The 22,880-nt window shown below is 64.5% G+C and carries 13 protein-coding genes and 1 other RNA gene; 5 read left to right on the top strand and 9 right to left on the bottom strand.

What is annotated here, in order from left to right; all coding sequences use genetic code 11:
• Positions 1–70 precede the first annotated feature (70 nt).
• Positions 71–1,912 carry a glycoside hydrolase family 35 protein gene (locus tag NX05_RS02605; protein WP_039431022.1) on the top strand — a complete coding sequence of 614 codons (1,842 nt, stop codon included), beginning with the start codon at positions 71–73 and terminating at the stop codon, positions 1,910–1,912.
• Positions 1,913–1,961: 49 nt separating this feature from the next.
• On the opposite strand, the gene xopK is transcribed toward NX05_RS02605, so the two are convergent.
• Positions 1,962–4,619: a type III secretion system effector XopK gene (xopK, locus tag NX05_RS02600; protein ID WP_268989050.1), complete on the bottom strand. Its 2,658-nt coding sequence runs from the start codon at positions 4,617–4,619 to the stop codon at positions 1,962–1,964.
• 504 nt (positions 4,620–5,123) lie between these two features.
• Here xopK and NX05_RS02595 point away from each other — a divergent pair.
• A complete protein-coding gene (locus NX05_RS02595) occupies positions 5,124–5,324 on the top strand; it encodes a hypothetical protein (protein WP_017113102.1) in 201 nt (66 codons plus the stop codon).
• A gap of 56 nt (positions 5,325–5,380) precedes the next feature.
• Here NX05_RS02595 and NX05_RS02590 read toward each other — a convergent pair whose 3' ends face one another.
• Complete coding sequence (locus tag NX05_RS02590) at positions 5,381–5,707, bottom strand: RebB family R body protein (RefSeq protein WP_039431027.1); 327 nt, start codon at positions 5,705–5,707, stop codon at positions 5,381–5,383.
• A 425-nt stretch (positions 5,708–6,132) separates the two neighbouring features.
• Here NX05_RS02590 and NX05_RS02585 point away from each other — a divergent pair, with 425 nt between their 5' ends.
• Together NX05_RS02585 and xopL are read left to right on the top strand one after the other, a co-directional pair.
• Complete coding sequence (locus NX05_RS02585; RefSeq protein WP_039431028.1) at positions 6,133–7,236, top strand: sialidase family protein; 1,104 nt, start codon at positions 6,133–6,135, stop codon at positions 7,234–7,236.
• Positions 7,237–7,647: 411 nt separating this feature from the next.
• A complete protein-coding gene (gene xopL / locus NX05_RS02580) occupies positions 7,648–9,348 on the top strand; it encodes a type III secretion system leucine-rich repeat domain-containing effector XopL (RefSeq protein WP_039431030.1) in 1,701 nt (566 codons plus the stop codon).
• Between the two features lie 101 nt (positions 9,349–9,449).
• On the opposite strand, the gene NX05_RS02575 is transcribed toward xopL, so the two are convergent.
• Together NX05_RS02575 and NX05_RS02570 are read right to left on the bottom strand one after the other, a co-directional pair.
• Positions 9,450–10,181 (bottom strand): copper homeostasis protein CutC, encoded by a 732-nt coding sequence (locus NX05_RS02575; RefSeq protein WP_039431032.1) that lies wholly within the window; start codon positions 10,179–10,181, stop codon positions 9,450–9,452.
• Positions 10,178–11,242: a glycosylasparaginase gene (locus NX05_RS02570; protein ID WP_039431033.1), complete on the bottom strand. Its 1,065-nt coding sequence runs from the start codon at positions 11,240–11,242 to the stop codon at positions 10,178–10,180. The genes NX05_RS02575 and NX05_RS02570 overlap by 4 nt, the downstream gene beginning before the upstream one ends.
• 1,718 nt (positions 11,243–12,960) lie before the next feature.
• Between NX05_RS02570 and NX05_RS24530 the strand changes: the two genes are divergently transcribed.
• Positions 12,961–13,119 (top strand): hypothetical protein, encoded by a 159-nt coding sequence (locus tag NX05_RS24530; RefSeq protein ID WP_208649247.1) that lies wholly within the window; start codon positions 12,961–12,963, stop codon positions 13,117–13,119.
• Here NX05_RS24530 and NX05_RS02555 read toward each other — a convergent pair.
• The 5 genes from NX05_RS02555 to NX05_RS02540 all read right to left on the bottom strand — a co-directional run bounded on the left by NX05_RS02555 (position 13,087) and on the right by NX05_RS02540 (position 22,784).
• Positions 13,087–13,710, bottom strand: a complete 624-nt coding sequence (locus NX05_RS02555) for a GNAT family N-acetyltransferase (protein WP_039431037.1) — start codon at positions 13,708–13,710, stop codon at positions 13,087–13,089. The genes NX05_RS24530 and NX05_RS02555 overlap by 33 nt on opposite strands.
• 20 nt (positions 13,711–13,730) lie before the next feature.
• Positions 13,731–13,806: non-coding RNA, sX9 sRNA (locus tag NX05_RS21555), on the bottom strand.
• Positions 13,807–14,101: 295 nt separating this feature from the next.
• Entirely contained in the window at positions 14,102–14,578 is a 477-nt protein-coding gene (locus NX05_RS02550) for a chemotaxis protein CheW (RefSeq protein WP_010364228.1), read from the bottom strand.
• 33 nt (positions 14,579–14,611) lie between these two features.
• Entirely contained in the window at positions 14,612–15,799 is a 1,188-nt protein-coding gene (locus tag NX05_RS02545; protein WP_039431039.1) for a chemotaxis protein CheB, read from the bottom strand.
• A gap of 7 nt (positions 15,800–15,806) precedes the next feature.
• Entirely contained in the window at positions 15,807–22,784 is a 6,978-nt protein-coding gene (locus NX05_RS02540) for an Hpt domain-containing protein (protein ID WP_039431041.1), read from the bottom strand.
• Positions 22,785–22,880: the final 96 nt, after the last annotated feature.

The following is a 22,880-nucleotide window of genomic DNA, read 5'->3' as shown; positions in this document are numbered from 1 at the left end:
ATGCTGCCCGTGCTTTAGCGCCTAACTACGTTCCATGTCATCCATTCCGCGTTACCGTCGAGAATTGCCCATGTTGCGCACGACCCTTGCACCGCTCGTTCTGGCGCTCGCCTTCGCGTTACCTGCCACTGCTGCAGCCGCAGGCACAGCACGCTGGCCAAGCGTCGGCACGCAGGGGACGCAGTTCGTGCGCGACGGCAAGCCCTACCAACTGCTTTCCGGCGCCGTCCACTTCCAGCGCATTCCGCGCGCTTACTGGAAAGATCGCCTGCAGAAAGCCCGTGCGCTGGGCTTGAACACGGTGGAAACCTACGTGTTCTGGAACCTGGTCGAACCGCAACAAGGCCAGTTCGATTTTTCCGGTAACAACGATGTGGCTGCATTCGTGCGCGAAGCCGCCGCGCTAGGGCTCAACGTGATCCTGCGGCCGGGCCCTTACGCCTGCGCCGAGTGGGAAGCCGGCGGTTATCCGGCCTGGTTGTTCGGCAAGGGCAACATCCGCGTGCGCAGCCGCGACCCGCGTTTTCTCGCCGCCAGTCAGGCGTATCTGGATGCCTTGGCCAAACAGGTGCAGCCGTTGCTCAACCACAACGGCGGGCCCATCATCGCCGTGCAGGTGGAGAACGAATACGGCTCATATGCCGACGACCACGCCTATATGGCTGACAACCGTGGCATGTACGTCAAGGCCGGCTTCGACAAGGCCTTGCTGTTCACCTCCGATGGCGCCGATATGCTCGCCAACGGCACCTTGCCCGACACCCTGGCAGTGGTGAACTTCGCACCCGGCGAAGCCAAGAGCGCATTCGACAAGCTGATCAAGTTCCGCTCCGATCAACCGCGCATGGTCGGCGAATACTGGGCGGGCTGGTTCGACCATTGGGGCAAGCCACACGCCGCCACCGATGCCAAACAACAGGCCGACGAGTTCGAATGGATCCTGCGCCAGGGCCACTCGGCCAATCTCTACATGTTCATCGGCGGCACCAGTTTTGGTTTCATGAATGGTGCCAATTACCAGAACAATCCCAGCGACCACTACGCACCACAGACCACCAGCTACGACTACGACGCCATCCTCGACGAAGCCGGCCATCCCACACCCAAGTTCGCGTTGATGCGCGACGCCATCGCACGCGTCACCGGCGTGCAGCCACCCGCGTTACCAGCACCGATCGCGACAACCACGCTGCCAGACACGCCACTGCGCGAATCGGCCTCGCTCTGGGAAAACCTGCCCGCGCCGATCGCCATCGACACTCCGCAGCCGATGGAACAGTTCGGCCAGGATTACGGCTATATCCTCTACCGCACCACGGTCACCGGCCCGCGCAAGGGCCCGCTGTATCTGGGCGACGTGCGCGACGTGGCGCGCGTGTATCTGGATCAAAAACCGGTGGGCGGCGTCGAACGCCGGCTGCAGCAGGTCTCCACCAACGTGGATATTCCTGCAGGCCAACACACCCTGGATGTGCTGGTGGAAAACAGCGGCCGCATCAATTACGGCCCGCGCATGGCCGACGGCCGTGCCGGCTTGATCGACCCGGTACTGCTGGACAACCAACAACTCACCAGCTGGCAGGCTTTCCCGTTGCCGATGCGCGCGCCCGACAGCATCCGCGGCTGGACCCGCAAGACCGTGCAAGGCCCGGCCTTCCATCGCGGCACCCTGCGCATCGGCACGCCCACCGACACCTATTTGGACATGCGCGCGTTCGGCAAAGGCTTTGCCTGGGCCAACGGCGTCAACCTCGGCCGCCACTGGAACATCGGCCCGCAGACCGCGCTGTATTTTCCCGCGCCGTTCCAGCGCAAGGGCGACAACACCGTGGTGGTGTTCGATCTGGACGATGTCGCCGCCCCCAGCGTGCGCGGCCTGAAGCAACAGGTGTGGCTCAAGCCGGAGGAGTGAGGCTCACGAGGCGGCGGCTGCCGACCCGTGCGCGCTCGTGCAGCCGCCATCAGGTCGTGGACGCAGGGGCTGCGGCAGCGGCCTGTTCGCGGATGCGTGCTGCCTGGACTTCGGTCGCCAACAGCGTGCCGCGCACATGGGTCGTGTGCTGACGGGCCTGTTTCATACAGAACCGGTCAAAACCTGCAACGCCTTCTTGCGGCACGATCGCGTTCGAGGTCAGCACCCGGATCAGGCGCTGCTGCAAACCGGGCATCCTGGCGGCTGCGCGCGCCTGGCTTCGCGCATCGGGGCCTGCCAGCTCCTGCTCGGCCATCTCCAGTTCCTGCAGCATCAGGCTGACGGCACGCCGCTGGGTGTCGTCGCGCGAGCGCGCTTGCTGCAATTGCGCCAGCAGACGTTCCGGTGCCCGATCGCCCGTCGCATCGACATGAGAATGCGGATCATCGTGCACGTCGGGCTGCGGAAGGTCCGCCTGTGCGCTGAGCTTGGCGTCGAGATACTTCTTCTGCAGTTCGAGGCAGCATTGCATGTAAGCGATCTGCGACTTCACCGAGCCGGGCGTTTGCAGCCACTGCGCAAGCGCGGTTTCGGTCAGCACCGCGCTGTGCTTGGCATGGCTGCGCATCGCTTTGCCTCGCGCCTCCTGCGGCTTACCGGTCAATACCGCGCGTCCGTAGTTCGCTGCCGCATACAGGGCTGCATTGACGCGCCGACCCAGCGGCGCCCCATGTGCCGCTCGGCCCGAGCCCTTGCTCTGATCTGTCGAGCGCGGCTTGGCCGGATGCAATTTCTGCAGGTCGTCGGCACCGGTCTGCAGAAACGCGTCCAACGCCTTTTCCTGACCGTCGATGCAGGCGTAAAGCGCGCTCCGCAACTCGAAACCATGTTGGGGAACAGCGTTGCCTGCCGCTCTTGCGCCCGACCCGTCGGCAGTCGAAGCGGCGAGTTCCGGCATTGCCGGTTGAGCATCATATGCGGCGAACACGCCTTGGCGATGCTTCGGCTCCAGGCCGGGATCGACTTCTGCAATGAGATCGTCTTCATCGCTTCCCGCCGCTTCCTCCGCCACTGGCGTTAGTGCACCGTCCACCGCGGTTGGTTGCAACTGGTCGGCGAGGTTGGACGCTTCCTCGGCTGCGGCATTCTCTGCCTCGCGTGCAGGCAATAGATCCGCCACCGCCAGTAGCGCACGATCGACGCCGGGCATGTCCTCGGTCTGGTACCTGCGATAGCGCTTCTGCTTGCCGTGCGCCAACAGGAACTGATGGCTGCCGACCCCCATCGTGGCCGCACCGAGCAGACCTGCGCCGATGATCAGGCCGGTGCCCACCGGTGCGGCCACGGTGGCGCCAGCAACGACGGCCACGCTGACGCCGACCTTGGTCAACGTACTGGCGGTGTAGGTGACTCCTCCCACCACAAAGCCCTTGTTCCACTGGTTGAACCGATGCGCAAAGCGGTCGTACTTGCCCAACTTGGTGCTCACAAAGTGCTGGTAGCGCTGTGCGCCAGGACTGAGTTCGCTAGGTTCGAGGTCTTGCAGGAAGCGCTCGACCCTGCCGACATCCACGGCAACACGCGTCCTTTCCCGACGCGACTGGTGCAGGAAGGTACCCCCCAATGCGGTCGCCGCCACGCTCGCCAACGGCGCGAGCACGAAGGAGCCGGCGATGCCCGCCGCAGAGGCAACCCCTGCGGCAGCGGCGCTGTGGCCCACCAGGCCCGCTGCACTTGCGCTCTTGCTGGCGATTGCCAGCCCGCCCTGGATGCCGAGTTCGCTCGCTGCCTTGGTGAAGATCACCCCGGCCGAGGCCATGGAGCTCGCGGCGATGGCACCGTCCCGCGCATTTCGCCGCTGCAGGTAAGCGTTGGTATCGATCGCCTCGCTCAGTGCATGCACATGCGCATTTGCAGCGTCTGCAGGCGCTGCCGGGTCCAAGGCAGACTGCAGTGCCGCCTGCTCCGAGCGCAGGCGGCGTTCCCGCTGCCGCAGGTGCGTGCGCTGCTCGGCAACTTCACGGGTTTCCTTGTACGCGGCATAAATCGCAAGACTCGACAGCGGCAGCATCGCGCCGCTGATGCCCAGGCTCATCGCCAAATCGAATGCGCCTGCCGGCGCGCCTTCCTCGGCGAGGACGTGCAGGACGCCCTCCTTCGCTGCATGTCCAACTGCTTGCGGATCCGCCGGATTCCCGGCGCCGTCATGCGGCGCATGGTGTCCCTCTGGCGTCGGCGCATGCGGCGCATGAGCAGGGTGCGGCTGTGGGGGATGTGCGGTCTGCGGTGGGTGTGGCGGGTGGTGGCCATCCGGTGCCGGTGCATGGTCGGCCGGTGGGTGCGCGGGCGGATGCGCTGGCTCCCCGGCTTCGGCGGATTGCTCGGGTTCGCCGCGGCGGGGAATGTCGTTGATCAATTCGGCCAATTCGTCAGCGGTTCCGTGCAAGGGGTCGGCCAAGTACTTTGCGACCACGAAGACGTCATAGACCGCCTCCGCTTCGGCAACTCGGGCATTGGCATCTCCGTGGTGCGGTCGTCGCTCGCTCTCATCGCGGTGTGTGCGTTTGGGCTGTGGCCGCGTCTGCAGCACGTTCAACCCCAGTGGCCAACCCTGTCCATGTTGCGGCGATTCTGAAGCGGGCGGCGTTTCAATGGCCGCAGAATCGCGTGTGACAAGATGCTGTGCAGTGGATCGTTGAACACGCATGAGCAAACTCCAACCGATGTAGTGCGGCGATGGTGCGCTTGTCCTTTCCATCCAGTCTTGCTGCAACGAACTCGCAATTCCGGAAACGAATTCTCCGGCCCGGCTAGGCGGCGTGCGATTTATCCCCGAGAAAGCCCGCCATTGAGTACCTCCAGGCCAGATTGGCAAGATGCAAGCCGCCGCATGGATAGCCGGGCGGAGCTGGCACTGCGCCAGAACGCGCCGGCAGCGATCCAGCTGTTGAGTCGCCGCGTTCTTGCAAGTCGCCCAATCGCCTTCGGCCCTATTGGGCAATCAGAACGAAACGCCGGAGCGGATTTCTGCCGATGGCGCTTTAGACATGGACGCAGCCGCCGTTATCAGAACGTCCGGTGCCGCTGCGCCGCCCGCATACCGTCGAGGTATCGGACGGCACAGATTCCAGGCAATATCACCGGCTGACTCCGTTACGGATGCGCTTACTTGCGACGTAGACGGCTTGATTGCAGGTTCCAGGAGCGTTGCATGTCGTCGTCTACCGTTACACAAGAGTCCGTTCCCGCAGGTCCGGAGCACACCCAGCACGCCTTTGCAGAGCACATCCACAGCAAGCCTATGGGCAGTGCCGAGGCCGCGCACCTGATGACGTTCCTGTGCCAGACCGAATCGGCCAAGAAACCACAGACACTGCTGCCTCCGCAGGTACGCGACGACAACGCCGCCTGAGCAAAGCCTTGCGTCGGCGCACGTGGCGACAGCCGTGACGCTGTCGTCGCAGGCGGTTACTTCGCAGTGTTGAATGACTTGAGCACAGTGAGCAGACTTTTCAAATTGTCTGCGCTATCGCCTCGCGCAAGTTTTGGGACATCTGCCGCGGACGCGGCCGTCTCGTCAACGTAGGTCTGCATCAAGCCCTGATGGGTGGCCGCTGCGCCAACGTATTCTGCTGTTGTGCAGAGACTGCATTCTGAAACAAGGATGCCGGTCGAACGGGCCATGCTCTGGTAAATCAAACCGATCGCAGCGGCTGGCGCTTGGCCAACGACCTTGACGTTGGTCTGCGTGACGGCATCGGTGATCTGCGGATTGACTGCGGTTGGGAAAGCCATTGCTGCACTCCTAAGTGAATGGATGCACGGCGCTCTGGGTTGTACAGGCCAAGCAGCGCTGGACTCATCGGTTGTTTACCGCGTCGCCGCGCATCCACTGCACACCGTGCCATTTGATAACGGCCGGTACGCACGCAACTCAATCCGCGCAATGCCACTCCTCATTGCACGTCGCAGCACAACTATGATCGCGCCCATGTAGGCGATACCGGGTAGTCGCTGTCCATCCAGGCGCATGATTTTTACCCGGCTTTTCTGCAGTCCTTGCAAAACCTAAGTGCGGCCACTGCTCCCTACAGCGCAGCTGTCGTGACACCACGACGCATCGCAATGCGTCGACGACTAACCCGCTTGGATGGACTGAGCACCTGGTATTTCATAGATAATAAATAGGTCTATTAAAACTCGCACAGGACTAGACCACGATGCTTCTGCCACGCCTGCTGAGCCGCCTCGTTGCTAGCCTTGTCGCGAGCCTGGCTGCGTTTACTGCACAGGCGCAATCGCCTGAAGCACTGCCCTCGCCCATCGTGCTCAGCGAGTTCATCGCCGCCCCGGCCCCAACGCCGCAAGCACACGCATCCACGCTACTGGAAACGCGCGACGGTCACTTGCTGGCCGCCTGGTTCGGCGGCGCACACGAGGGTGCGGCCGATGTCGGCATCTGGCTCAGCCAGCGCGGCCCACAGCAATGGCAAACACCGCGTCGCATCGCCGATGGCGCACGTGCAGGCATCGATGGCGCTGCAGTGCCGGCATGGAATCCGGTGTTGTTTCAATCGGCCACCGGGCCGGTGCAGCTTTACTACAAGCTCGGGCCCAACCCGCGCCAATGGTGGGGGCTGCGTATCGTCTCCACGGACGATGGCGCGCACTGGTCGCCACCGGATCGATTGCCCGATGGCATTCTCGGGCCGATCAAGAACAAGCCGGTGCTGTTGCCCAACGGCCGCATCCTTTCGCCCAGCAGCAGCGAAGACCGCGGCTGGCGCGCGCATCTGGAATGGAGCGACGACGACGGCGCGCACTGGCAACGCGGCATGCCGCTCAACGATGCCAGCGTGATCGGTGCGATCCAGCCCAGCCTGCTGCTGTATCCGGATGGCCGGCTGCAGGCGTTGGGCCGCAGCCAGCAGAACAAACTCTTCAGCACGTTCTCCAGCGACGGCGGCCTGCATTGGCAGCCAATGCAATTGCTTGATCTGCAAAACCCCAATTCCGGCACCGACGCCGTGATGCTGCGCGATGGCCGCGCGTTACTCGTCTACAACCCCGGGATTGCAGGCAAGGACTGGTGGGAAGGCCGCGGCACCCTGGCGGTCGCCGTCTCCAACGACGGCACACACTGGCAACGCGTGCTGACGCTGGAAAACAGCGAAAAAGACGAGTTCTCTTATCCTGCGGTCATCCAGACCCGAGACGGCCTGGCGCACATCAGTTACACCTGGAAACGTCGGCACATCAAGCACGTGGTCCTCGATCCCACGCGGATCGACGCATCCGCCGCTGCCAGTCGTCCGTCCCCGTAGCGCTGTCTGAGCACTGCACAACGCGATGCGGCCACGCTGCCGATCCTTCGCTACGATAAAGATGACTTCGCCCCAAAGGCTTCGTGCTTAGCGTCGCATACCGATCCTCACCATCGAGCGATAGCCAAGATGAGGAAAGCGATGCGACGCGTCGATCAAACACGCCTGACGGGCACGCCTGTCGAGCTGCGGGAGCAGAATCCGTCCAATGCAGACGCGCCCGCGCGCGACGAGCCAGCCGCGCAGCCTGCGCCTGAACGCCCTGTTGGCATGCTCCGCGGCCTGGCCAGATATGTGACTTGTCACCGGTCTGGTCGTCCGCCAGCAAGGCCGGCCTCTGCCCAGACCTCCAGCCGGCCAACCACATCTGCTCCCCCTTCTCGCTACGGCGGAGCCGGCAGTTCCGTGCGGATGAACGAGCAGCCTGTAGATCCTTCGCAGCCACCGCAATTGCCACAACTCAGCAACATTGAACGCTCTGGCCTTAACTCCGTGGCCACAGATTCGCAACGGTTGCGGCGCGCGCCCGTGCCCCCAACCGTGGGCGCTTCATTACAGCGCTCCACAGCGATTCGCCCGTACAGCGACGTCTTGTCGCAATGGCAACAACACTACAACGCAGATCGCAACGGCTGGCACAGCGCATGGCGCGAGGCCAACCGCAACAACTCGGTGGTCGAGACAAGGACAAGCCGGGCACTGGAAGCAACAGCTGACATGCTGGAAAACGCGGCCCTCGCGGAAGGCGTATCGCTGGAGCTGCACTCAGTTCCCCTTCCGCAGTTTCCCGAGCAGGAATTCCGTTTTTCTCATCTGCAGCACATCACGATCAACGCTGCGGGGTTGATGAACCTTCCGGCGAACATGCAGCAATTCGCTGGCCTGGAAACACTAACGCTTGCACGCAACCCGCTTCGGTCGCTGCCTGCATCCATCTCAAGCCTTAGCCGATTACGCGAGCTCTCCATCCTCGCCTGCCCGACCTTGAAGGAACTTCCCGAACGCCTGGCCAGCACCAATGCATCCGGCGAGCACGAAGGGTTGGTCAACCTGCAGACGCTGCAATTGGAACAGACCGGGATCAAATCGCTGCCGGCATCCATCACCAGCCTGCAAAACCTGAAAAGGCTACAGGTTCGCAACTCGCCGCTGTCTTCCTTAGCCCCGGCCATCCATCACATGCCAAAGCTCGAAGAACTTGATTTGCAAGGCTGCACAGCGCTGCGCAACTATCCGCCGATTCTTGGCGGCAGTGCGCCACTGAAGCGACTGATTCTAAAAGACTGCAGCAACCTGTGCACGCTGCCGCTGGACATGGACACCCTGACGCAACTTGAAGAACTCGATCTGCGAGGCTGCGACAATCTCGCCAGGCTGCCCACGGCGATCGGCAGATTACCTGCCAATTGCACCATTCGGGTTCCCCCGCTTTTACAACCACAACTTGACCACCATCGCCTGAGTGCGCGCTCAGCCGAACTACAGCGGACTGGCCCGTCCATCCCAGGCCCCTCAGGCCATGGCGCCAGCGCATCCTCCTCGGTGACCACAACCGAACTCCTGCACAAGGCGGCGCTCGAACGTATCGAAGACACCGCACAGGCCATGCTGAGCACGGTCATCGATGAGGAAAGAAATCCCTTTCTGGAAGGTGCCCCATCCTATCTTCCAGAAAAGCGCCCGCCCAACACGCCCACCACTTTCGGCAAGATTCCGGTATTGCAGAAAATGCTGGAAGAAAGCAGGGATCGCCATTTCCTGGCACGGGTGAGCGAACTAGCAGGGCCATGTCCCCCACGACCCGGAGACAACGCGACCGAGGAAGACCACAACCGCTTCTTCATGGATGTCAGCAGCTGGAAGGCGCAGAAGAGCGCGCACCTGGGCATCGTCGATCATCAAGGGCAGTTCGTTTTTCGCCACGCAAGCCAGTTCGACGCAGCGACGCTGGCCAAGGCAGTCCAGATGTGGCAGACCCGGGAGCTGATCGTCAACGCACACCCGGAAGACCGCGAGCGCTTTCCCGCTTTCACGCTGCACATTCCCGAGCAGGTCAGCGACGACGCTGATGACCAACAGCCAACAAGCCCGGAACCTTCAGGCCATCCGTAGATGGCCAACGCGACAGGCGCAGCAGCCCATCGCGCATCTCCGTCAGCGTGCCTACGCAACGCAGGCAGCGCATCCCTGGCGAGCGGAGCGTTGCGCGCGTTTCACGTTTGCCGCAACACGTCCACCATCCGTTGTACCCGCGCGGTATCGGTCCGCTGGTAGTCTCCGCCCAGATCGTGGATATACGGGTGCGGCGACGGCACCTGGGCGGCGATCACGCCACGCGCCGACGCATGGAATTCGTGGGCGCCGGTGTGCTGCCGCAGGGTGCGGATGTTGTGCTCGGAAAGCCCGGCACCGGGCATGATGCCGATGCGCCCGGTTGCCTGCCGCACCAACGCGGCAATGGTGTCGATGCCCTCTAGCGCACTCGCACGCGCGCCTGAGGTCAGCACACGCTCGCAACCCAGCGCGATCGCATCTTCCAGCACACGCGATGGATTGGCGCTGACATCAATCGCACGATGAAACGTCACCCCCAACGACCCTGCTGCTTCGATCAACACACGCATCGTCGGCAGATCGACCTGCCCATGCCGGTCCAGCGCGCCCAGCACTACCCCATTGCAGCCAAGCCGCACGCACTGCTCCACGTCGCGACGCATCACCTCCACTTCGGCAGCGTCGAACACGAAATCACCCACGCGCGGACGAATCAACACATACAGCGGAATTCGCAACCGCTCGCGCACCGCTGCCAATGTGCCGAACGACGGCGTCAGCCCGCCGCCATCCAGCCCACCGCACAGCTCCACGCGCATCGCCCCGCCTTCTTGCGCCGCGAGTGCCGAGGCCACCGAATCGGCCGCCACTTCAAGACCTAATGCACTCATGCTGCCGGCTCGCTGGTGTAGTGGCTCTCGCCAGGCACCAACAGATCCTGCCGCTGCGCATCGCACACCGCGTAACTGAAGCCTTTCTGGATCGCAAACGCGCCTACTTCACCACGCTTGTTCATCGCCAAAAAGCCGACCTGCAATGTGCGCGTCAATTCCGGCTTACGGCGGATCAGCCGCATCACCACTTCGCGGCATGCATCGGCTGGCGACTTGCCCTGCCGCATCATTTCCACCACTGCAAAACTGCCCACATTCCGGATCACTTCTTCGCCCACACCGGTCGAGGTTGCGCCGCCCACGTCGTTGTCCACGTACAAGCCCGCACCGATGATCGGGCTATCGCCCACGCGCCCGTGCATTTTCCACGCCATGCCGCTGGTAGTGCATGCACCGGACAGATTGCCGTGCGTATCCAGCGCCAGCATGCCGATGGTGTCGTGATTGTCTTTGCCACCGGGCAACTTGGCATCGCGCCAGGCGCGGTTTTCGACATTGGCTTCCGGCGAATATTTCGACGTCTTCAACCACTCTTTCCACGCCGCTTCTGAACTTGGGGTCAGCAGCTTGGCTTTCGGAAAGCCCTGCTCCAACGCAAACTGCCGCGCGCCATCGCCGACCAACATCACGTGCGGCGTTTTCTCCATCACCGCGCGCGCTAAGGAGATGGCATGCACCACATCTTCCAACGCTGCCACCGCGCCGCAATTGCCCAGGTGATCCATGATGCAGGCGTCCAGCGTCACCCGCCCGTCGCGGTCGGGATAACCGCCCAGGCCGACGGTGGGGTTGGTCGGATCCGCTTCCGGCACACGCACACCGGCTTCCACCGCATCCAGCGCGATACCGCCGCTGCTGAGAATTTTCCAGGCCTCCTGATTGGCGGCAATGCCGAAGTCCCACGTGGAAATCACCCGCGCCGCACCACGCGGCAGCGCCGGCGGCCGCACGCCCTGCGAGGCGCCCACCGCGGCTTGCGCGCGTGCGCCCCAGCCGGCCAGCCCGGACGCGATCGCGCCCAGCGTGGCGCTCTTGAGGAAGTGACGACGTTGAATCATGCGGGCAACTCCATGATGGAAACGAGCGGCCGCGCAGTGCGGCACCAGCCTTCCATCATGCGGCAGCATCGCGTGCGGATAAACCTTGTTGCGGCGTTATCGCATGCGGATCCGTGCACAACCGTTGCATGTTGGTCCAGCCCTGGCTCAGCCGCAACGTGGCCGATTTATGGATCTGGCGGGCGACGGGCAACGAAAAGGACCATGCGCAGCCGCGCCGGATCACGGCTGCGCAAGCCGAACAAGCGCAGGCGGCACAACGCGCGGCTGCACAGGCACGCCTTGCGCAGGGCGACACCGCCGACCACACACTGGGCGCACCCCTGAGCGACGCTGCGCGCAGCTGGATTGCGCAACAGACTGGCAGCGCTGCCGATCCGATGCCGATGCGATGCCGATGCGATGCCGATGCGATGCCGATGGCGTCTGGTGCGTCGGAAGCGGCAGGTAGTTCCGACATTGCATCCGTCTCTGGATTTATCTCTGCATCAAGGTCTGTTGGCTCGTCTACAGCGCCACCGCTTTCGTCGCATGCGAATTCCGACGGGTCTTCGAATCAGGCTACAAGTTCTTTTGCTGCTTCTTGTGCTTCGGTCTCTGACACGTCTAAGGCCTCTGACACCGATAACGCCTCTGACGCGTTCATTGCCTCTGATGCCTCTGTTGCTGCTTCAACTTTCGCATCCGGTTCGAAGCCGGCTTCGGCAGCGTCAACTCCATCTGCTGCACTCGCAAAAGCTACCGTCAGCACAGCGCCCGCCCGACGCAGCGCCCGACGCCATCGCTGGATGACGCCCCTGGCGCTCGCTGCTTCGGTCACACTGGCAGTTGGCGTCTGCCTGCAATGGCAGGCCAGTCGACCTGTGCCGGATGCATCTACACCGGCTGCAGCTGTCTTTGCGACAACCGAATCAGAAAAAATGTCCGAGCGCCGCGCTGTGGAAGACAGAGCAGGTCGCACCTCAGAACGCGGCGTCCAAGGGCCTGAGCAGCGACCTGCCCCCGCGTCCGCCGACGAACCCGCTTCCGCAGAGCAGGTGGCAAGGCAACCAGCATCTTCACTGCAGGAACTGGCGCCAGCCGCCATGCCGGCCCCAGTCGGCGCACCACTACCTGCACGTGTGGTGACGCCGCCTGCCTCCGCGCCACCCGCCGAGATGATGTCCGACCAACCGGCGACGGCGTCGGAGCCAGCGCAAGACGATGCGCAACTCGCGATGGCGCCGCCGCCCCCGCCCGCCCCCATCGCCGCGAGCAATGACGACGTGCAGGCAAGCGGCGCGCTCGAAGCACCTACAGACAGCAGTGCGCCCACCCCATTACCAGCCAAGCGTGCACCAGCGCCTGCAGCTTCGCCATTGGTGTTGCCGGCACCGCCGCAGGATCAGTCATTGCGCGTCGAGCGCGCGGCAGCTAACCCACCTGCAACGAACGAACTGCCGAGAGCACGTGCAGCGCCGCTCACCGCGCCAACGGCTGCAACTGCACTAGGACGGGAACGGCAGGTCGCCAAGCCGCAGCCGGAAGCATCTCGCGCAACCTCGTCGCCGCAAACGACCGGCAACGCCGCCACACAGCAGGCACGACAGCGGAGAGATGAAGACGCGCGCGGCGCAACACACCGCACTACAGTGCTGAAGCTCTCCACATTGCCACGCGAGTGGCTTGCGGGCTACTCGGCCTCTGCGGGCATACAGGCGCCGGAAACAATCCGGATCATGGCTGCCACACCGAATGCAGCGGCAGTGCAGACCTGGGCGGCGCAGTTGCGCCATCAACTCAAACAACGTGGCTGGGCAACGCAGATCGCGCTTGCACAAGACAGCAATCTAGCCGTCGACGAATTACGGCTCGAGCTCTCGGGCGCTGCGCCCTAAACCCGGCCGATCATCCACCGCGCCTTCGCCAGGCGTGTCGTCGTCGCGCAACCTGCTGGTCAGCACATGGTCGCGCCAGTGGCCGTTCAACTGCAGGTAGCGCCGCGCGTAGCCTTCGATCTGGAAGCCAAGCCGCTGCAGCACACGCGCACTGCGCAGGTTCTCCGGAACGTATTGCGCCATCACCCGATGTAGGCCAAGCGGTCCGAAGGCAAATGCAATTCCCTGCGTGGCTGCCCAGTGGATCAACCCTCGCCCCTGCTGCGCCGCGTCCAGGCCGTAGCCCAGATGGCAAGCCTGAAATGCGCCGCGCTGGATCTGGGTGAACCCGGTGGTGCCGATCACCTGCTCATTCTGCAGCAACACCAGTTGCAACTCCCGCTCGCCAGGCACTGCGCTGCGGTATGCGATACACAAGCGGCGCCAACCGTCGACGGTATAGAACGCAGGCGGTCGCAGCGGCATCGCATCGGCGAGGTGGCTGCGATTACGCGTGTGGTAGTTTGCCATTGCAGCCGGGTCGACAATGGCTAGATCGCATAGCACCACGCCGTCGGCATGCCGGACCGGCGCAAATACCGGAAGACTCACGACTGCCGCGCCTCAAGAGCAGCTGACACAACGTAGCGAGGAGTCGTCAGGCAGGAATGGACGGCGCACAGGAACCGCGGTGGACGAGTGATAGATGCCGATGCCGGGCGCAGGCGGCGCGCGCCTGGCGGCTGTGCAGTCGTCTCGTTAGCTGCTCTAAGCTTGCACGCCTCAAACATGCACGCAATCTCGCCGCCACGTACATCCAGCTGATGCCATACAGATCAAGCTCCGCAAGCCTTCGCCGAAAAGCAGCGCACCATCTTGTGCCTGACCCAGAGCACCCGACTGCAACCCACACGTCATCACCGATCAATCAGTACAACGCGCGTCGCTGCACTGTATGACTGCGCTCGCCTGTCAGCGAGCACAGTGACTGCACCAACTGCGCTCAGGCCGCAGCGGCAGCAAAGACCTGACTGAGCTGCGCTTCGATAGCGTCCAGGTTGGGCAACAAGGCGCTTTGCTCGCCCAGTAGCACGCGCATGTGCACGCCGTCGGGCAGCGCATCTTCCGATGCGTCGGCCAGCAGGCCATCACGCGGCACCGAAATCAGCTGAGGGAACGAGGCGGTCAGCAGCGCGAAATACGGCAGCGCCGGATTACCGCCCAATGCCTTCAACACGATGACCTTGTTGTTGACCGCAGCGGGCTCTTCGCCCATGCCGCTGAGGCGTGCGAACGACAGCAGCGGCACTTTCCAGCCGTACCAATCGATACGCCCGACCACCCAACGCGGCATGTCGGGCAGCGGTTCCACCGCCACACGCGACATCACCTCGGCCACCGTGGCGTTCGGCAGCAGCACGCGCTCGCTGCCGGCCTGGATCAGGACGCCGCGGATTTCGTCGTTATTGGCGTAGCTCATCGCATGATTCCGATTCGAAAGGGAGCGCCCGGCTTATGCCGGCCAACGCTGTGCCAGCGCCTGCGCCAGCTGCGCAGGGTCGCCGGTCAGAATGCCTTGCCGCGCCAGACGCGCGGCGGCGGCGGGGTCGTAACAGCCGTCGGTGGATTGCCCGGCCAACCAGCCCCCCTGCTCCGCCAAGGCCAGCGATGCTTCCACCATCGCCTCGTTGGCACCGCTGAGCATCAGCACCGCACTGTCGGCCGGCGGCAGCGCAGCGATCAGGCCGGCCGGGTCGGCCGGCGCCAAGAATGCCAGCGCGCCAGCATGCTGGTGCACACCAACTTCGTCGGAGAGCACGTACACCTTGCCCGGTGCGACCACCTGCCCCGCCTCACCCAGTTCGACCGGCAGCGCAGACACGCGCCCCATCTGCCGCACCAGGTTGCCGTACTGTCCGCCATCCAGGGTCATGCGCACCAGCACTGCGCGCGGGAATTCCGGCGGCAAGGCGCTCAGCAGACGGCGGATCGCATCCGGCCCGCCGATGCCGGCCATCACCAGCACTGCGCCGGTGACGCTGCCGCTGTGCTCCAGATCCACCAGCGACAATCCGCCGGTCGACAGCGCAAACACATCCGCTTCGGCGCGCGGGCGCACCACCACGGTCACTTCGTCCACCAAGCCCCAGGTGCTGGAATCGCCCAGGCTCAGGCCCGGCTTTTCGGCAGCAGCTGGTGCCGTGTCATGCGTGGATGGACGTGCGAACAAGGCATCGCTGGGCATGCTTTCGAACGCATGCGCTGCGGCTTCCAGGTGTTGATCCAGCTGCAGGTCCGAATGCTGGCGCGAGGCCAGCGTCAAACCCGGCTCGGGCTGCAGCGACGGTTCGGTTTCGGTGCCCGGCGGCAAGACGTCGGCATGCCCGTGCAGTTTGGCGGCCAGATGGCGCACCCAGCGCTGCGCTTCCCAGCCTTCGCGCCGCACTGTCAGTTCGGCCTCGTCGAAGATCACCGTAACACCAGGCATGTTGAAGGCCGGCTCCAGCGCTTCGAGCGCGTCTTCGATCGACGGTTCCAGTGACACCAGCACTGCCACCGGCTCGACGTCGCGCAGCATCTGCACATCGACTGCGGATGGCTCGTCTTCCAGCACCACCTGCGCACCGGCCAGGCCAAGTGCTTCGCGCAGGCGCTCACGCGCCTGACCCGGACGACCCAGCAAAGCAACCGGAGTTCCCATTGCGCCATTAGTCTCGGACACGGGCGATCCCCAGCAGGTCATACACGTTTCGCATCAGATCCAACTCTTGGTAAGGCTTGCCCAGGTAACGCTGCACGCCAATCTCGAAGGCACGCTGGCGATGCTTCTCGCCACTGCGCGAGGTGATCATCACGATCGGCACCGCCTTGAAGCGCGGGTCGGCACGCATCGCGGTCGCCAGTTCATAGCCGTCCATGCGCGGCATTTCGATATCCAGCAGCATCAGGTCGGGCACGCGCTCTTCGAGCAGTTCCAGCGCCTCGACACCGTCGCGTGCGGTACTGACATCCAGGTTGTGGCGTTCCAGCACGCGGCTGGTGACCTTGCGCATGGTCAGCGAATCGTCGACCACCATCACCAGCGGCACCTGACGCTGCGCTTCGGTCTGCGTTTCCAGCGTCGGACTCGCCGGCTGGCTGAGGTAACGACGCACCAGCGGCGCGACGTCCAGAATCACCACTACGCGGCCATCGCCGGTGATGGTGGCGCCATAGATACCCGGCACCGAGGCGATCTGCAGGCCCACCGGCTTGACCACGATTTCGCGGTTGCCCAGCACCTGATCGATCGCCACCGCAGCGCGCAGGTCGCCTGCACGCACCAGCAACAATGGCACCTGCGCCTGGCCATCGGCACGTGCCGCGGCCTGGCCGACCAGCGAGCCGAGGTCGTGCAGTACGTACTCTTCACCGGCGTAGTGGTAACCGCCCTCGCCCGACTCGTAACGGGTGCGCGAGATGCGGCCGATACCGCTGACCGAACCCACCGGCACCGCGAAGGTGGTTTCGCCGATGCGCACGAACACCGCCTGGGTGACCGCCAGCGTCTGCGGCAGACGCAGAGTGAAGGTGACGCCCTGGCCGCGCACCGAGTGGATGTCCACCGAGCCGCCGAGCTGACGCACTTCGTTGCGCACCACGTCCATGCCCACGCCACGGCCCGCCAACTGGCTGACCTGCTCGGAGGTGCTGAAACCGGAGGCGAAGATCAGGCCATCCAGTTCGGCATCGCTGAGCTCCTGGCCGGGCTCGATCAGGCCGCGCTGTTCGCCACGGCGACGGATCGCCTCACGGTCCAGCCCGGCGCCGTCGTCGGCTACTTCCAGCACGATTTCCGAGCCTTCACGGCGCAGACGGATCGCGATGCTGCCTTCTTCCGGCTTGCCCGCATCGCGGCGTTGCTCGGGCGTTTCCAGCCCGTGCGCCACCGAGTTACGCAACATGTGTTCCAGCGGCGCGACCATGCGATCGAGCACGTTGCGATCGAGTTCGCCCTGGGTGCCTTCCAGCAACAGATGCACTTGCTTGCCAGTGTCGTTGGCCGCCTGACGCACCACGCGGCGCAGGCGCGGCACCAAACCATCGAACGGCACCATGCGCGCGCGCATCAGGCCGTCCTGCAGTTCGGAGCTGACGCGCGACTGCTGTTGCAGCAAGCTGTCGTACTGACGCGACAGATCTTCCAGCACACCTTGCAAGCCGCCCAAGTCGGCCGCCGATTCGTTCAGCGCGCGGCTGAGCTGCTGCAAGGTGGAGAAGCGGTCCAGTTCCAGCGGATCGAAGGTGCGATCACCCTGGTCCTGTTCGCGCTGATAACGCGCCACGATCTGCGCTTCGGTTTCCAGATCCAGACGGCGCAACTGGTCGCGCAGACGGGCGTTGGTGCGATCCAGCTCGCCCATGGCGCCGCGGAACGCGCCCAACTGCTGTTCCAGGCGCGAGCGGTAGATCGCCACTTCGCCGGCATGGTTGACCAGACGGTCGAGCAGATCGGCGCGCACGCGCACCTGCTCCTGCTGCACACGCGGCAGGAAGTCTTCTTCGGTCTGCCCTTCCACCGGAATCGGTGCGGACAGCGGTGCCGGCTCCACCGACGCCTTGGCGATCGCGCGGACATCGGCGTCGCTGGGCGGGGCGGCATTGCGGCCACGGGTACGGGTTTCGAAGGCTTCGACCAGATCGGTCGGCATCGCCACGGCGCGGTGCATGCCGGTACGGGTCAACAGCTGGTGCAGGCGGTCGAAGCCGCGCTCGAACAGACGCACGTCGTCGCGGTCGATGTCGGTACGGTTGGCCGCCACCGCTTCCAGCAGCGATTCGATCGCGTGACCGAGATCGCCGATGGCGTTGATGCCGGCCATGCGCGCACCGCCCTTGAGCGTGTGCAGGTCGCGTTGCAGTCCGTTGAGGACATCGCGGTCTTCCGGCACTTCGCGCATGCGGGCGATCAAACCATCGCAGTGGTCCAGCAGATCGCGGCCTTCTTCGACAAAGATGTCGACCAGCTCGCCGTCGAGTTGATCGAAGTTGAGTGGGCCGATATCGAATGCTGCGCCGGCGTCGTTGCTTGCCGCCTCAGCAGGCGCGGCGTCTTCCACCGGTGCGCTGAAGGCGGCAACGGGGGTGGCGTCTTCCGGCTCGGCTGCACTGTGGTCGGCTGTGGCGTGCTCGCTGGCGGCTGCGCGGTGCTCTGCGGAGTCGTTGGCGTGCTGGTCGGCAACGGCGTGCTCGCTAGCGTCCGTATGTTCTGCCTGCCCTGCCTGCTCGACGTGCTCTGTGTGTTCGGCTGCGGCAATCGCGTCGGCCGCTACATGCTCGTCGGCGTGCGCCGCGTCATCGGACGTGGAAGCCTGTGCGCCGTGTAGCTCAGGTGCAGTGTCGGATTGCGGATCACCCGCTTCTTCGACCTGGTCAGCTGCATGCGCCATTTCGAATGCCTGCACCGATTCGACGGTGTGACCGGGCATGGCGTCGGCGTTGGCCTGCTCGGCATGAGCGTGGTGCGTTTCTGCATGCTCGGCTTCGGCTTGCTCAGCTTCGGAGTGCTGTGCCTCGAAATGCTCGGCTTCGGCGCGCTCGTGTTCCGTCGCGTGCTCGGCTTCGCCCGCATGCGCGTCACTCTGCCACTGCTCGCTGGAATCGGCGTGCTGCTCCGACTGCACTTGCTCCGACTGCGAATGCTCGCCGGCGTGCTGCGTGTCCGCAGATGCGTGCTCGCCCGAATCCACCTGCTGATTCGAAAACGCGTGTGCGTCAGCGTCCGCGTGCTCGCCCAGCTGCGCCGCTTCTTCGGCGTGCTGCTGTTCGCCCGCATACGACTCGCCACCATGCAGCAGCGCGGTGTCGCTGTGCTGCGCCGCCTCATCTGCCGGCTGTTCGCCAGAGTGTGCGTGCGTGCCCGCGTGTTCCTGACCAATCTGATCGGCCGTGTAGCCGTCCTGGTCGGCCGACACGCTGTCCAGCGCTGCGGTTTCCGGCGTCCAGTCTTCCGCGTTGCTTGCGTTAGCGTCTTCAGCCAACGCAGTGTCTGCGTGCACGGACGTCAGTGCTTCAATGCTCTCGACCGCGTGGTCGGCGCCTGCTGCACCCTGATCGTCGTGCGTCGGCGCGTGATGCGCATGCGTGTCCGTAGCCTGCTCGGCATCGGCCGCAGCCAGCGTTTGCGCATCGCCCAACGCAGCTTCCGCGTCGGCTAGTTCGTCGACCGCAACGGTGTCGGCATGCGTGCTGATCGCGTCGGCATCGTGCTCGCTGGCAACGACATCAGCAGCTGCCTCAGCCGGCTCCTCTGCAGCGTGGTCGTGCGGTGCGGTCTGCGCATGTTGCAGCTCGGTCGCATCCCAGGCGACGGCTTCGACCAATGTGTGTGCCGCATCGTGCTCGGCTTCTGCCTCGGCCAGTTCGTCTACGGCAATCGGCGCGTCGTCCGACTGCGGCTGTGCGCCTTCGGCGTCTAGCGTCGGTGCGGGCGCGTCGGATGGCAGCGCGCTGGCATCCAGGTATTGCGACAGATCCTGCGCACCGGTCAGTTCGACCGAGGCAGTGCTGCCGTCTACCGTATCGCTTGCTGCATCGACATCGTCCAGCTCGTCCAGGAACACCTGCGGCGGCCATTGCGCTTCCGGCAAGGTGTGCACCAGCGCACGCAAGCGCTCGGTCAACGGTGCGAACGACGGAATCAACGGGGCATCGGCGCGCAGCGCGGTCACCGTGGTGGCGATCGCGGCAGCTGTGGCGGTAATCGCCTCAATGCCTTCCGCCGACGGCGTGACCGAAGCAGCCAGCAGGCGCTTGACGTAGCTTTCGGCCGGGCTTGTCACCAGAGTGATTTCCGGCACGTCGGTCATCGCGAAGGCTCCACTCATCGTGTGCACGGCGCGCAGCAGTTCTTCGGTCGCCAACTGCGGCTCGGCCTGGCTGGCCTGCAGCCAGCCGTTCACCGTGTCCAGATGCGTGGCGACCTCGGCTTCCAGGATCTCGCGTAGCACGCTGTCCACCGAGGCAGGCGTTCCACCGCTGGCGGCAAACACGCCTGCTGCAAGCGGAAGCGCGACAGCGTCGGCAGCCACCGGCGCGGCGGCCGCGGGCACGTAGTAGACCTCTTCGCCTGCGGCAACGCGCTCGGCAATGGCCTGGATTTCGGGCAGATCGGCGCTGATGCGGCCTTGGTCGCGTAGCGCGGCGTTGAACTGCGGCAGCACGTCGTGGGCCAATGCGACCATCGCCACGACCGCCGGGCTGGCCGGTCGCGAATTATCGAGCACGCGGTTGAGCATGCTCTCGATCTTCCAACTGAACTCGCCAAGCACACTGGCACCGACCAGACGCCCACTGCCCTTCAGGGTGTGGAAGACGCGGCGGATCGGGCGCAGGTGTTCCGGGCTGTTGGGTGCGGCGCGCCACACCGGCAACAGCTGGCCCAGGTTGACCAGTTCTTCGTCGAATTCTTCCAGGAAGACGTCGCGGATATCGTCGTCGATATCGCTGTCGCCGAAGCCGCCAAAAATGCCGGCATCGGCCGCGGTTGCAGCCTGAGTTGTTTCGCCAGACGCGGGTTCGGCCGGTGCCTGCGCGGTTTCAGCCTCGGCTGCGGCTACCGGTGCCTGTGGACGCTGCACATCGAACTGCGCGGCCGCTACATCGAGCTGGGCCAGGAACGCGGTAGATGCGTCGTCCAGTTCGAACTCGCTGACCACCGCCTGCTGCACGCGCGGAGCGGCCGGCTCGGATGTTGCTTCAGACGGGGCATCCTGCGGCTGTTCCACAGATTCGACGAATGGGTCGTCCAGTTGCTGCGGCGGAAGCGGCGGCGGCGAAAACGCATCTTCGATGCTGGTCTGCGCGCGACGCGCTGCATTCTCGGCAATGAAATCCAACGGCGCTTCGGTCTGCTCGGCATCGCCAGGCAGCTCGATCTGCTCGATCTGCAGCGGCGCTTCCTCGGCAACCACCGGCTCGGCGGCGTGTTCCTGCTCCAGCGCACTCAGATCTACGGTGTAGCTGACCTGCGCGGCCTCGCTGCCGTCCTGCTCCGCCGACACCGGGTCGAACGTAGAGGTGGCGATCGGCGCGGCCTGCTCGCTGGTTTCCATCTGCCAGTCGCCGGGCGCTTGCGCGCCGTCATCGGACAGATCCAGCGGCGCCACCGTGAACGGCACATGCGACTGGCCGGACACGGTTTCTTCAGCGGCCACCGGGTCGAACGAGAACACCGTATCGGTCGCGGCCGCGCCGGTGGCATGCACCACACTGGCAGCGAACGGGGTTTGGACTACGGTCTCGTTGGCCCATTCCAGCGACGGCGCGGGCGCGGCATCGTTGGCGGCCTGCGGCGTGTCGGCATGCTGCAACGGCGGGGCGGCCACCGGCTGCGGTTCGGCCACGCTGCCCGGTTGGTCGGCACCGATCGGCAAATCGGACGGCTCGCCCGACGGCAGCGGCCAGTAACGCAGCGTTTCCAGGCTGTTACGGGTGATGTCGAGAATCTCTTCGCGGCCGGGACGGCGCTCGCGCAGGGCTTCCAGGTAGTACTCCAGACTGGCCATCGCATCGGCCAGGGTGTCCAGCTGGCGGCCGCTGGGCACGCGCTGCTTGCCGATCAATTCCAGATCGACGTAACGACGCACACCTTCCAGATAATCGGCAGCCTGCGGCAATTCGAGAATGCGCAACGCACCACCGACTTCACCCAGCAGGTGCGGCACATTGGCCAGACGGGCGTGGTCCCAGTTGGTTTCGATGAAGGCAACGAAATGCTCGCGCGCCGTACCAAAGTTGGCGATCGCTTCCTGTGCCAGCACATCAACCGTACGACGCACTTCCGAGGAGTTGGCACTGTTGCTGACCTCGGTGCCATCGCCCGGGTCGGCACCAAGGCTGGCCACCTGATCGTCCAGCGATGCATCCACGTACAGCAGCGCGCCGGCGACATCCAGCAGCACGCTTTCGTCCATCCGGGTCTGGCCATCGACTACGCGCGCCAAGGCATCGCGCTGCTGTACGACGACATTGCGCGCCACACCCAAGCCCATCATGCCCAGGGTGTCGGCAACGCTGCCCAGATCCTTGACCTGGGTCTGCAGCTCGGCGATGTCGCCACCGGTGCGCAGATGCAGGTCCAGCGCGTCTTTCACGCGCAACAATTCTTCCTTGACCGCATTGCCGACGGTGTCGAGCAATTCGCGATTACGCCCGCTCAGGCTACCGCGCGCGTGATCCAGCTCGGCCTCGGTGGCAACACCGGCCTGCGGGTCGAACGCGAACAGCACGCTCTCGTTGAGACCCGGCTGGCCACGGGTGGCGCGGATCTCATTGAGCAGCGGCAACAACACGATCGGAATGTCGCGGTGACCGTTCTGCAAGCGCTCCAGATAATCTGGCAGCAGCACGGTGCCGCGCATCAGCATGGCGCAGGCTTCGTCATGGTCGGCAACCTCGCCCACCTGCACGGCCTTGGCCAGCAGCTCAAGCTCTTCGGCCACCATCGCCGGCGCATACAGCTCGACCATGCGCAGCGTGCCCTGCACCTGGTGCAGGTAGCCGGTGCAGAACCGCATCCGACTGGTGTCGGACGGTTCTTGGGCGAAGTATTCGATCTCGTTGCGCGCCTGGCGCAACGTCTCGTCCAGCTCTGGCTTGACCCAGCCCAGTGCGGCGTGACTCATCGCATCGCGAAGCGCACTCATTGCAGCCCCCTGACTACGACCGAGGTGCCGCTAGCGCAGCAACCGGTCACTTCCTGCATCGACGTAACGCTACTACGCGCCATCTGCTGATCCTTT

Source organism: Xanthomonas vasicola, assembly GCF_000772705.2.
Classification (GTDB): Bacteria; Pseudomonadota; Gammaproteobacteria; order Xanthomonadales; family Xanthomonadaceae; genus Xanthomonas; species Xanthomonas vasicola.
Note: the sequence above shows the minus strand (reverse complement) of the source record. Positions and strands in the feature narration are given on the sequence as shown.